Annotated in this window: 13 protein-coding genes; 4 read left to right on the forward strand and 9 right to left on the reverse strand. The window is 70.4% G+C overall.

From position 1 onward, the window contains the following. Window positions 1-42 precede the first annotated feature (42 nt). A complete protein-coding gene (locus tag B140_RS0107480; RefSeq protein WP_018118739.1) occupies window positions 43-273 on the forward strand; it encodes a helix-turn-helix transcriptional regulator in 231 nt (76 codons plus the stop codon). Further along, a complete protein-coding gene (locus B140_RS0107485) occupies window positions 270-737 on the forward strand; it encodes a hypothetical protein (RefSeq protein ID WP_018118740.1) in 468 nt (155 codons plus the stop codon). Before B140_RS0107480 ends, B140_RS0107485 begins: the two co-directional genes overlap by 4 nt. Here B140_RS0107485 and B140_RS0107490 read toward each other — a convergent pair. The 7 genes from B140_RS0107490 to typA form a co-directional block, all read right to left on the reverse strand. Further along, on the reverse strand, window positions 734-1,327 hold the full coding sequence (locus tag B140_RS0107490; protein WP_026166125.1) for a GtrA family protein: 594 nt from the start codon (window positions 1,325-1,327) through the stop codon (window positions 734-736). The genes B140_RS0107485 and B140_RS0107490 overlap by 4 nt on opposite strands. Before the next feature lie 73 nt (window positions 1,328-1,400). After that, window positions 1,401-2,510 carry a succinyldiaminopimelate transaminase gene (gene dapC, locus B140_RS0107495; protein WP_018118742.1) on the reverse strand — a complete coding sequence of 370 codons (1,110 nt, stop codon included), beginning with the start codon at window positions 2,508-2,510 and terminating at the stop codon, window positions 1,401-1,403. 21 nt (window positions 2,511-2,531) lie between these two features. Next, entirely contained in the window at window positions 2,532-2,855 is a 324-nt protein-coding gene (fdxA, locus tag B140_RS0107500; protein WP_026166126.1) for a ferredoxin, read from the reverse strand. A gap of 116 nt (window positions 2,856-2,971) precedes the next feature. Further along, window positions 2,972-3,379: a hypothetical protein gene (locus tag B140_RS0107505; protein ID WP_018118744.1), complete on the reverse strand. Its 408-nt coding sequence runs from the start codon at window positions 3,377-3,379 to the stop codon at window positions 2,972-2,974. Next, window positions 3,372-4,259 carry an N-acetyl-1-D-myo-inositol-2-amino-2-deoxy-alpha-D-glucopyranoside deacetylase gene (gene mshB / locus B140_RS0107510; protein ID WP_026166127.1) on the reverse strand — a complete coding sequence of 296 codons (888 nt, stop codon included), beginning with the start codon at window positions 4,257-4,259 and terminating at the stop codon, window positions 3,372-3,374. Before mshB ends, B140_RS0107505 begins: the two co-directional genes overlap by 8 nt. Continuing rightward, on the reverse strand, window positions 4,256-5,857 hold the full coding sequence (locus B140_RS0107515; RefSeq protein ID WP_018118746.1) for an ABC transporter family substrate-binding protein: 1,602 nt from the start codon (window positions 5,855-5,857) through the stop codon (window positions 4,256-4,258). The genes mshB and B140_RS0107515 overlap by 4 nt, the downstream gene beginning before the upstream one ends. A gap of 66 nt (window positions 5,858-5,923) precedes the next feature. Beyond that, entirely contained in the window at window positions 5,924-7,837 is a 1,914-nt protein-coding gene (gene typA, locus B140_RS0107520) for a translational GTPase TypA (protein ID WP_018118747.1), read from the reverse strand. 304 nt (window positions 7,838-8,141) lie between these two features. Here typA and B140_RS12250 point away from each other — a divergent pair, with 304 nt between their 5' ends. Further along, complete coding sequence (locus B140_RS12250; RefSeq protein ID WP_018118748.1) at window positions 8,142-8,825, forward strand: Rv1157c family protein; 684 nt, start codon at window positions 8,142-8,144, stop codon at window positions 8,823-8,825. Then, entirely contained in the window at window positions 8,815-9,366 is a 552-nt protein-coding gene (locus tag B140_RS0107530) for a ribonuclease FAU-1 family protein (RefSeq protein WP_018118749.1), read from the forward strand. The genes B140_RS12250 and B140_RS0107530 overlap by 11 nt, the downstream gene beginning before the upstream one ends. Here B140_RS0107530 and rraA read toward each other — a convergent pair. Both rraA and aceA read right to left on the reverse strand, forming a co-directional pair. Further along, the gene (gene rraA / locus B140_RS0107535) at window positions 9,347-9,853 is read right to left on the reverse strand and encodes a ribonuclease E activity regulator RraA (RefSeq protein ID WP_018118750.1); all 507 of its coding nucleotides are present in this window, start codon (window positions 9,851-9,853) and stop codon (window positions 9,347-9,349) included. The genes B140_RS0107530 and rraA overlap by 20 nt on opposite strands. Window positions 9,854-10,011: 158 nt before the next feature. Further along, window positions 10,012-11,307 carry an isocitrate lyase gene (gene aceA, locus B140_RS0107540; RefSeq protein WP_018118751.1) on the reverse strand — a complete coding sequence of 432 codons (1,296 nt, stop codon included), beginning with the start codon at window positions 11,305-11,307 and terminating at the stop codon, window positions 10,012-10,014. Window positions 11,308-11,677 lie beyond the last annotated feature (370 nt).

An 11,677-nucleotide genomic window follows, 5' to 3' on the forward strand; every position in this document is an offset into this window, starting at 1 on the left:
CATGTAGCCGCGACACCGCCCGCCCGGCAGGAAAGGAACGCTATGGAACAGCCGCCCCCCAACCTCGTGCGCAAGTACCGCCGCTGGCACGAGCTGTCCCAGGCGGAGCTGGCGCAGCGGGTGGGAGTCTCCCGGCAGACCATCGCCAACATCGAGCGCGGTAACTACTCCCCCTCCGTGCACCTGGCCCTGGCCCTCTGCCGCGAGCTGCACCACACCGTGGAACACATCTTTGGATCGGAAGAACCCACCGCAAAGGAGCCCCCGCAATGAGCTACGGAGACTATGTGATCCGCCGCCAGGAACGCCTGGTGGACGACGAGTTCGAGCGCGCCATGCTGCACAAGTCCGCCACCGTGGCGCTGTCCTATAACGACTGGCTCATCCTGGCCGCCTGCGCCGCCCTCGTCTGGCTGCTGCCCGGAAACTACGCGCTCGCCGGGCTCATCGCCATCGTCCCCCTAAGCTTCTCCCGATTCTTGGGCATCCAGTGGATGCGCCGCACCGTCCCGCTTCCCCGGTACGCGGTGCCCTCCAAGGGGGAGTTCCTGGGCATGGTGGCCGCCATGGCGATCATCGCCGTGGGGCTTTACCATAACCTCGGCTGGCCCAAGGATCCGTTCTCCTTCCTCCCCCTCCTGGGCGGATTAACCGGCAGCTACTACGCCTACCGGCGCTCCGGGGCGCGCCGCGAGGCCGACCGGCGGGCGCTCGACGCGGAGCAGGCGGAGGACTAGGCGCGGCCCTCCCCCGGCGCCGCCGGGGCGACGTCGGCCACCACGGTCAGCGGGGCCTTGCGCCTGCGGAAGGTCCACAGCTTGTTGAGCACGAAGTTCACCGGCATGGCCACCACGATGGAGATGGCGGTGGCCCAGTAGAGCTTGGTGCGCAGCCCCGAGGAGTCGTCGAGGATGTCGGAGGGCAGCGCGATCACCGAGGTGGGGTTCATCAGGAAGGTGGCCGCGATGCTGCTGACCACCAGGGCTCCGAGCCCGGTGAAGAGGAAGGGGAAGAAGCCCCGCCACCAACTGCGTATGCTCATCCCCCTAAACGTCCACGCCCGGTTGAGCTGGTAGTTCCAGGTGTTGGCAAAGAGGAAGCCGATCACCATGAACACGTGGTACCAGCGGATGTGAAACTGCGTGCCCAGGAGGTTGAGGAAGGCGTCGTGCTCCGAGATGCCCGCGGTCCATCCGGCGATCTTCTTGGACAGCGCCGTGACCAGCAGGTTCACCGCGGTTCCGGAGCCACCGATGATTCCAAAGGAGAGGAATTGCCGGAGGTTGCGCGAGAGTCGCGCGGAGGAACTACCAGGGTGCACTGCGATCGGGCCTCGACTTCCAGGAGAGAACAGGGGGTGGCTCGGTGGGCTGACCGATCTATTTTAGCCGCACGGCCCCCTAGTCTCCTAGCCTGGTGGCTGCGGCGTCGATGCGCTCGTCCGTGGCGGTGAGCGAGACGCGCACGTGGCGCGCGCCCGCCGGGCCGTAGAACTCGCCCGGGGCCACGAGGATGCCGCGCTGGGCGAACCACTCCACGGTGTCCCAGCAGCCCTCCCCCCGGGTGGCCCAGAGGTACAGCCCGGCCTCGGAGTGCTCCACGGTGAACCCCGCCCCCGTCAGGGCGCGCAGCAGCGTGGCGCGGCGGGTGGCGTAGCGCAGCCTTTGCACCTGCTCCTGGGAGTCCTCCTCCAGGGCGGCGGTCATGGCGGCCTGGATGGGATAGGGCACCATCAGCCCGGCGTGCTTGCGCACGAGGGTCAGCTCCGCGATCAGGGCGGGGTCGCCCGCGAGGAAGCCCGCCCGGTACCCGGCGAGGTTGGAGGTCTTGGACAGCGAGTGGATGACCAGGAGGTTGCGGTGGTCCCCGCCGCAGACCTTGGGGTGGAGCAGGGAGAGGGGGCGGCGGGCGTCGTCCCAGCCCAGGCCGAGGTAGCACTCGTCGGAGGCGACGATGACGTCGCGCTCGCGGGCCCACTCCACCACCTTGCGCAGGTGCTCCACCCCGAGCACCCGGCCCGTGGGGTTAGACGGGGAGTTCAGGAAGAACAGTGCGGGGCGGCGCGGTCCGAGTGCCACGGTGGAATCCGTGCGCACGGTCTGACAGCCCGCGAGGCGGGCGCCCACCTCGTAGGTGGGGTAGGCCAGCTCGGGGATGACCACCGCGTCTCCCCCGCCCAGGCCCAGCGCGGTGGGCAGCCACGCGATGGCCTCCTTGGTGCCCACCACCGGCAGCACGGCGGACTCGTCCAGGCCGGCGATGCCGAAGCGGCGCTGCGCCGCGTCCACGATGGCGCGCCTCAACTGCGGCGTGCCGATGGTCTGCGGGTATCCGGGGTGCGCCGCCGCCTCCGCCAGGGCGAGCTGAATACCGGGGGCCACCTCGTCCACGGGGGACCCCACGGAGAGGTTGACGATCCCCTCCGGGTGCTCGGCGGCCCGCCGCTTGGCGGGTGCGAGGGAGTCCCAGGGGAAGTCGGGCAGGCTGCGTCCCAGCGGAGTGCGAGTCATGAGGTTGGCCCCTCTCGGGCGTTAGTCGGTGTTTTGCGGCGGGAGGTTGGCGATCATCGGCGGGTCGAAGTCCTGCGGGCCCAGCTTCTGCGCCCCGCCCGGGGAGCCGAGGTCGTCAAAGAAGGCCGCGTTGGCGTCGTTGTACTCCAGCCACTCGTCGGGGACGTCGTCCTCGTAGAAGATCGCCTCCACCGGGCAGGCAGGCTCGCAGGCACCGCAATCGACGCATTCGTCGGGGTGAATGTACAGGGAGCGCTTGCCCTCGTAGATGCAATCCACGGGGCATTCCTCCACGCAGGCGCGGTCCATAACATCCACACAGGGCTGTGCGATTGTATAAGTCATCGTGTATCGGGTACTCCAATTACGGGAAACTCATGCGCGGTCTGCGCGGTCACAGTGCGTGGCTGCGGCGCAGCCGCACGGTGGCGCGCACTGGCGCAGTGACACCGGATAGTATGTCACCTTCTTATCACCAGCGGCCAACCGCCTCCGATCATGCCCGCGATGAGCAGCGCTACGCTGCGAATATTATTGCCCACCAACTGGTCCCCGCTGATGGCGACCCCCACGGTCAGGGCCACGTAGCCCGCCAGCCAGGTCCACAGCGGTATCCCCGCCACGCCCGCGTGGCGGGTCCACAGCAGGGCCGTGCGGCTGAGCACCCGGTTGAAGGCGAAGGCCACGGCGATCATGTACGGGAAGGGGATCTTGGCCCCGCCGGGCAGCGTGATCCAGGTTCCCACGTACACCACCTCCAGCAGCACGGAGACCAGGGCCGCGATGGCCAGCCACAGCAGGCCCAGCGCGGCCTCGCCCCGGGAGAAGTCCGTGCGCACGATGGGGGCGTCCTCCTGCCGCTCAGCCACGGGGCCGCTCCTCCCACCACCGCACGCCCCGGATCAGGGGCGTGCCCGCGCCCACCGCGTAGTGCTCCCGCCACGTCAGCGGCTGGGCGATGAGGTTGGACAGGGCAAAGGCGTGCGCGGCGGGGCCCGGGTGGCGCAGCGCGGCATACGCCGCGCGCGGGTTGGTGGCGCTGACCGAGCCGTCCGCGATCCACAACTGGGTGGCGTGCGCGCGCATGGCGGCCGTCTTGGCCGCCATCTCGGCCTGCGTCATCTCCACGGCGAGGTCCGCCTCCGGCACGCAGGCTATCTCCCCCGGCTCCGGGCGCCGCCAGCCCTCCGGCACGGACTCGATGGCCGCCAGGCCCGCGTCCAGCTCCGATTCGAGGGTGACCGCCCAGAGGATGCCGGGCACGGCCACGCGCCGCGCCGCCGCGTGGGCGATCTCGTGGGCCCGCACGTGGTCCGGGTGCCCGTAGCCGCCGTCCGGCCCGTAGGTGATGAGCAGGTCCGGTCCGATCTCCCCCAGGATCTCCGCGAGGTCCGCCACGGCACCCTCCCCGGAGGCGGCAAACGCCCGGGGGTGGCTCGCGGACGGGCTGCCCGCCATGCCGGAGTCCCGGTAGCGCCCGGCCCCGCCCAGGAACCTCCCGCGTGCGCCCAGGTGGGCCAGGGAGGAGCGCAGCTCCCCCACCCGGAACCCGCCGAGCTGGTCGGCCTCCTCGGCCACCAGGTGCGCGTAGGTGCCGCCGATGACCTCGCCCTGCTCGCCCAGGGTGCAGGTGACCACCGTGACCTGGGCGCCCAGCGCGCTCAGCCGGGCCAGCGCGCCGCCCGTCCAGATGGCCTCGTCGTCCGGGTGGGCGTGCACGGCCACCACGCGGGCTCCCGCTAGATTCATCGTTGCTCTTCTCCTCGCTTCTCCCACTGGGCCACGCTGGAAAGCCCCTGCCACTGCTCCGGGTCCTCGGGCAGGCCGACCACCTCCGGGCCCGCCACCATCAGGCGCGTCTCCCGCAGCAGCGGCACGCTCAGGTGCTCGCGCGATTCCACCTCGTGCAGCGCCTCCGGGGGCGTGGCACCGGCCAGGACCTCCCCGGCCACGGCGTCCGTCTCCGGGGCGCAATACCCCGAGAGGTTACTCCCCCGCGTCGGCCCCTGCGGGCAGAGGTAGCGCCCGGCGGCCTGCGCGGCGGAAGGCTCCCCCTCGCGCCAGGCCACCACGGCGTCCGCCTCCCCCTCCGCGAGCCCGCGCGCGGTGAGGTCCCCGAGGTCCGTGGGCACCACCTGGGCGGGAACGCCCGCGCGCGTGAGGCTGTCCACCGCGCCCCGCACCGCCGCCGAGGCCGCGGCGTCGGCGGGGTCGGCGGCGATGCGCAGCGGCTGGGCGGCGGCCCGCTCGCGCAGCGCCGCCAGCGCCCCCTCGTCCGGTTCCGCCGCCGCACGCTCCGGCACCGTCACGTCCGCGCTACGCCCGGCCGCCAGGCGGGCCAGGGCGGGGGCGTCGATCAGCCCGGCCAGGGCCTCCCGCAGCGCGGCGTCGGAGAGCACGGGCGAGGTCACCGAAAGGGTCAGCGCCAGCTCCCGCCCGGTGGTGACCTGGCGCAGGCGGCTCTCCGGCACCAGGGAGAACGCCTGCTCGGAGGTCTCGGCGGGCGTGATGTCCAGGTAGCTGAGCTGGTGGCTGCGTAGCTGATCGGTGCCCTCCGTGGTGCCGCGCACCGGGCGGAACACCAGCAGCTCGGTGACCGCCGGGTTCTGCCCCCAGAAGCGGTCGTTGCGGCTGAGCTCCACCGTGCCGCGCGCGCGATCCACCGAGCGCACCATGTACCGCCCCGCCGAGGCCGGGATCGTCTCCCGCAGCCCCTCGGCAAAGCCCGTCCCCTGCATCACGTGGGCGGGCAGGAGATGGGAAAACAGCTCGTGCCACTGCGCCACCGGCTGGTGGAAGTCCACCTCCACGGTCTTGCCCCCGCCCGTGGTGCGCACGTCCGCGATGGCGCGGTAGGCCGCCTCCCCGCGCACCCCCGGGGTATCGCGCATGGACTGCCACAGGTACACGAAGTCGTTGCCGCTGACCGGCGTGCCGTCGGACCACTGGGCCTCGGGGTTGAGGACGTAGCGCACCGTCTGGGCCACCTGCGGCCCCGGGGTCTCGATGGGCTCCGCGGAGACCAGCAGGTCCGCGTTCATCTCCCCGGCCACGAAGGCCGAGGGCAGGACGAGGTCCGCCAGGGAGTCCACAAAGGCAGTGGAGTCCCGCGCCAGGTGCGGGTTGAAGCCGTTGCGCAGCGGGTCGATCCCGATGCTGAGCGACGTGCGCACGGGTTCCTCCCGCGCGGAGCGCGGGGGCGCCGTGGTGGTCTCCGCGCTGGTGTGCGGCGGGTTCTCCTCCACCGGCGGCGGGCTGGGGTTGGCGGAGCAACCCGCCACGACCACCGCCGAGGCCGCCAGCAGCCTCAGCGCTACGGCGCGCGCTGTGTTGGTTACGGGGTACACGCTAGAAAAGGCTAGCGCACGGCGGGCCCACCCCGCCGAGGCGCGCTCGGGCCTTACCGCTGGGGCCTACTTGTTGCGGGCCTTCTCGCGGGCGCGCGCCCGGCCGCGCTCGGTCGCCCCCAGCACCACCTTGCGCACGCGCAGCACGTCGGGGGTGACCTCCACGCACTCGTCGTTCCCGCAGAACTCCATCGCCTCGTCCAGGGAGAGGGTGCGGGCCTTGGCCAGCGTGACGGTGGCGTCGGCGGTGGCCGAGCGCATGTTCGTCAGCTTCTTCTCCTTGGTGATGTTGATGTCCATGTCCTCGTCGCGGTTGTTGGCGCCCACGACCATGCCCTCGTAGGTCTCCGCGCCGGGCTCCACGAAAAAGTCGCCGCGATCCGCGAGCTGCGTGAGCGCGTAGGCGGTGACCTGGCCGGAGCGATCCGCCACGAGCGAGCCGTTGGGGCGATCCTTGATCTCCCCGGCCCACACGTCCATGCCGTCGGAGTAGGAGTTGGCGATGCCGGTGCCACGCGTCTCCGTCATGAAGGTGGTGCGGAAGCCGATGAGGCCGCGCGCGGGCACGCGGTACTCCATGCGGATCCAGTCGGAGCCCGGGGTGGTGTCCATCGCCTGCATCTGCCCCTTGCGGGCGGCCATGAGCTGCGTGACCGCGCCCTGGTGCTCGGCGGGGATGTCGATCACCATGATCTCGTAGGGCTCGTGCAGCTTGCCGTCGATGGTCTGCGTGACCACCTGGGGCTTGCCCACGGTCAGCTCGAAGCCCTCGCGGCGCATGGTCTCCACCAGCACGGAGAGCGCCATCTCGCCGCGCCCCTGCACCTCCCAGGCGTCGGGGCGCTCGGTGGGCAGCACGCGGATGGACACGTTACCGATCAGCTCCTGATCCAGGCGCGCCTTGACCAGGCGGGCGGTGAGCTTATCGCCGCCGCCCCGGCCCGCCATGGGCGAGGTGTTCACGCCGATGGTCATGGAGATGGCCGGCTCGTCCACGGTGATGCGCGGCAGCGCCACCGGGTTCTCCAGGTCCGCCAGGGTGTCACCGATCATGATCTCGTCGATGCCGGACACCGCGGCGATGTCGCCCGCGATCACCTGGTCGGTGGGCACGCGGTTCACGCCCTCGGTGCGCAGCAGCTCCGCGATCTTGACGTCCTTGACGTGCTGGTTGCCCTCCTCGTCGTAGTGAATCCAGGCCACGTGCTGGCCCTTCTTCAGGGCGCCGGAGTGGATGCGCACCAGGCCGATGCGACCCAGGAAGGAGGAGGAGTCCAGGTTGGTCACGTGCGCCTGCAGCGGGCCGTCCAGGGTGGCGGTGGGCTCGGGGAGCACGTCGTAGATCACGTCGAACAGCGCCTGGAGGTCCTCGGCCTCCGGCACGTTGCCGTCGCCGGGGTTCTCGGTGGAGGCCTTGCCCTCGCGCCCGGAGGCGTAGAGCACGGGCAGGTCGAGGAGCTGCTCGGCGGCCTCGGAGGCCTCCGGGTCGTCCAGGCCGGAGGCCAGCTCCAGCAGGAGGTCCTGGGACTCCTCCACCACGGCGTCGATGCGCGCATCCGGGCGGTCGGTCTTGTTGACCAGGATGATGACCGGCATCTTGGCGGCCAGGGCCTTGCCCAGCACGAAGCGCGTCTGCGGCAGCGGCCCCTCGGAGGCGTCCACCAGCAGCACCACGCCGTCCACCATGGACAGCGCGCGCTCCACCTCGCCGCCGAAGTCCGCGTGGCCGGGGGTGTCGATGACGTTAATGATGAGGTCGTTGCCGTCCTTGCCCAGGCCCTTGCGGCGGATCGCCGTGTTCTTGGCCAGGATGGTGATGCCCTTTTCCTTTTCCAGGTCGCCGGAGTCCATCACGCGATCGGCCACCTCCTCGTGGTCGCCAAAGACGCCGGACTGCTCCAGCATGGCGTTAACAAGGGTGGTCTTGCCGTGGTCAACGTGCGCGACGATGGCGACGTTACGGAACTCTGGGTGGCTCACTACGGGGGTACTCCTAGCACAACGGGGATATGCGAACTGAAAAAAGGTTACTCCGCGAGCGGCACCGGCGCACGTTGAGGAGGCGCCTTGCGTGCCTCATTTCTCCCCCGCGCCCTCGCCCCTGCCCCGCCGCCTATCGCCCGCCGCGGCGGGCGGGGCGTCCGGCGCCCCGGGGAGCGCGCGAGGGCCGCGAGAACGCAGCGAGGCCCCCATGAGGGCGCGGGGGCGACAAATCGCGGCCGCGGTACTAGAGTGGCACCTGATATTTTCCCGAATGCTTTTCCCAACGGAAGGTTGACGCCTCGTGCTGCCCTCTCGACGCCGCCTCGCCACCGGGCTCACCGGCCTGGCCACCGCGCTCGCCCTCGCCGTGGGCGCCCCCACCGCAGGCGCCGTGAGCCTGCCGGTTCCCCCGCTGCCCGAGGGCCCCCTCTACCTGCCCTCCAAGGAGCAGGTGGACCAGGCCCGCGCCTTCGCCGGGCAGCCCTGGGTTCCCAAGGACTTCGCCGCCGCGATCCGCGCCGCCGCGGACTTCTACGAGGGCAACGGGGATTCCGAGGGCGCCGTGGAGCTGCCGGAGAACGCCCCGCACTTCGCCCAGTTCTACTGGCCCACCGTGGCGGGCAACTGCATCGGCGGGCAGCTCAACTCCGTGGGCACCGCCATCGGCGTCCCCGGCCCCGCGCGCATCCCCGCCCCCGGCGCCGCCGAGGGGCAGACCGCCTTCCTGTTCACCGGCCTGGGCACCGCCGCGGCCGCCGAGGAGCAGGACTCCATGAGCGTGCACTGGTTCAACCTCAACACCCTGGCCTCCGGCACCGCGCCCCTGCGCAACAACGGCATTAACCCCCAGGGCCCGGCCACGCTCTCCGCCACGGTGGACACCGGCGCGGGCACCATCGTGGCCGTGATCACCGGGGCGGTCAACACCAAGGAGGGCACCTGCACCTATCTGCCCACCGCGGGTATCGTTAATAATGCCCGCTGACCCCGTGGCGGACCTGCACCCGGTCAAGCGGGAGACCTTCGACCCGCAGGCCATGACCAACACGGACCCCAAGGGCTTCGTGCGCGCGGTGGACCGCTTCGAGGTCACCGACTTTGGCCTCTACATGGCGCGCGGGGCCAACCACCCCCGCTTTGGCTACCTGGAATCCTGGCTGCTGCCGGAGTGGCACCTGCGGGCCAACATCTTCCACTTCCGCCCCGGCGTGGCGGTGCGCCAGCACCTCTACATCGACGTCGCGGCGATCTCCCGCGAGGGGGACCGCTGGCACACCCGGGATCTCTACGTGGACCTGGTGAGCAATCCCCCGGCCCCGCTCCAGGTGCTCGATCTCGACGAGCTGGCCGCCGCCACCTCCGCAGGGCTGATCGACGCCCCGGAGGCCGAGCTGGCCCTGTCCGCCACGGTTACCGCCGTGGCGGGAAGCGCCCGCTACGGCGAGGATCCCCAGGCGTGGCTGGCCGCGCACGGGGTGGTCCTCACCTGGGCGGACGAGGTGACTCTCATTCCGCCGGAGGCGTGATCGGGTTCTCGGTGACCACCACGCCGTCCGCGTCCGCGTAGAGGTAGTGCCCGGGCACGAAGTCCACGCCGCCGAAGTGCACGGTGACGTCGCGCTCCCCCGTGCCCTCCTTGCCGGACTTGCGGGGGTTGGTGCCCAGCGCCTTGCAGCCGAAGTCCAGCTCCGCGATCACGGCGGAATCGCGCACCGCGCCGTTGACGATCACCCCGGACCAGTGGTGGTCCCGCCCGGCGGCGGCGATGAGGTCGCCCACCAGCGCGGTGTGCACCGAGGCGTCGCCGTCGATCACCAGCACCCCGCCCCCGCCCTCCTCGTGGAGGGTCTGCTTGACCAGGGCGTTGTCCTGGAAGCAGCGGATGGTGGTGATCCTGCCGCAGAATTGCGTCCGGCCACCGATGGTGCGCAGCTGGGTGTCGCAGCTACGCACGGACTCCCCGATGATGTCCACCAGGTCCGCCGTGGGGATAAACTGCACGCTTTGCGTCATGTTCCTGTCTCCTAACTCGTTGCTTGGGCCACCCCGCCGGGCCCGCCTCCGGCGGTGCGGTCGGCGGGGTCCCGATAGCAGACATCGCCCGGCGCCTCTCGGCGCGGGGCGATATCGGCGTGCCGACGGGCCGCCCGGGGCGGCTCAGCGGCTGGTTCCTAGTGGAACTGGCCCTCCTCGGTGGAGCCCTTCAGGGCGGTGGTGGAGGAGTTGGGGTCCACGGTGGTGGCGATGGCGTCGAAGTAACCGGCGCCCACCTCGCGCTGGTGCTTGACGGCGGTGAAGCCGCGCTCCTTGGCCGCCTGGAACTCACGGTTCTGCAGGTCCACGAAGGAGGTCATGCCGTTGCGGGCGTAGCCGTGGGCCAGGTCGAACATGGAGTAGTTGAGGGCATGGAAGCCCGCCAGGGTGATGAACTGGAACACGAAGCCCATCGCGCCCAGCTCCTTCTGGAACTTGGCGATCTCGTCCGCCTCCAGGTGCGCGGACCAGTTGAAGGAGGGCGAGCAGTTGTAGGCCAGGAGCTGATCCGGGTACTCGGAGCGCACGCCCTCGGCGAACTTCTTGGCCAGCTCCAGGTCCGGGGTGCCCGTCTCCATCCAGATCAGGTCCGCGTAGGGGGCGAAGCTCTTGGCGCGGGCGATGCAGGGCTCCAGGCCGTTCTTGACGTAGTAGTAACCCTCGGCGGAGCGCTCGCCGGTGAGGAACTCGTGATCGCGCTCGTCCACGTCGGAGGTCAGCAGGGTGGCCGCCTCGGCGTCGGTGCGGGCCACGATCACGGTGGGCACGTTGGCGACGTCGGCCGCCAGGCGGGCCGAGGAGAGGGTGCGGATGTGCTGCTGGGTGGGGATGAGCACCTTGCCGCCCAGGTGGCCGCACTTCTTCTCGGAGGCGAGCTGATCCTCCCAGTGGGTGCCGCCCGCGCCCGCGGCGATCATGGCCTTCTGCAGCTCGTAGACGTTGAGGGCGCCGCCGAAGCCGGCCTCGGCGTCCGCCACCACGGGGACGAGCCAGTTGTCCACCGAGTCATCGCCCTCCACGCGGGCGATCTCGTCGGCGCGCAGGAGCGCGTTGTTGATGCGGCGCACCACCTGGGGAACGGAGTTGGCCGGGTAGAGGGACTGGTCCGGGTAGGTGTGGCCGGAGAGGTTCGCGTCGCCCGCGACCTGCCAGCCGGAAAGGTACACCGCCTTCAGGCCCGCGCGCACCTGCTGCACGGCCTGGTTGCCGGTGAGGGCGCCGAGGGCGTTGATGTACTCGCCGCCGCCCTTGTTGATGCCCTCCCAGAGGATCTCGGCACCGCGACGCGCCAGGGTGTGCTCCTCCACCACGGTGCCCTGGAGCTTGGCTACCTGCTCAGCCGTGTAGTCGCGCTGAATGGCGGACCACCTCGGGTTTTCATCCCAATCCTTCTGAATTTCCTCGGCTGTACGGGCTTTGCCGGTAGCGGTCATAATCGCACCAACTTCCTTAAGGTCGGACTTGAAAAATGGGGTACTGCCGGGCTCCTGCCGTGCCTCGGCGGCCCTGCGCCGCCGCGCGCCCTGGGCGTTCGGGGCGATAGTCGCCTCGGGGTGGAACCCTCGTCACACCACATCCGGTGGCGTGATTCACAGAATGGCAGCAATGGCGGCCCACGTCAATGAATCTCCCGAATATTTTTCCCAACGGGGGTAGAAGAACGGGCGGAAGAAATTAGCGAGATGTTAGTTCTTCCCCCGCAAATTACCCCCGCCCCACCCCGTGACGCGCCACACAAAACCGCTCGTCACGCACCCTACTATCCTATTCAAAACCTCTTTTGCTACCCCCGCACCCGTCCCG

This window comes from Corynebacterium mastitidis DSM 44356 (assembly GCF_000375365.1).
Classification (GTDB): domain Bacteria; phylum Actinomycetota; class Actinomycetes; order Mycobacteriales; family Mycobacteriaceae; genus Corynebacterium; species Corynebacterium mastitidis.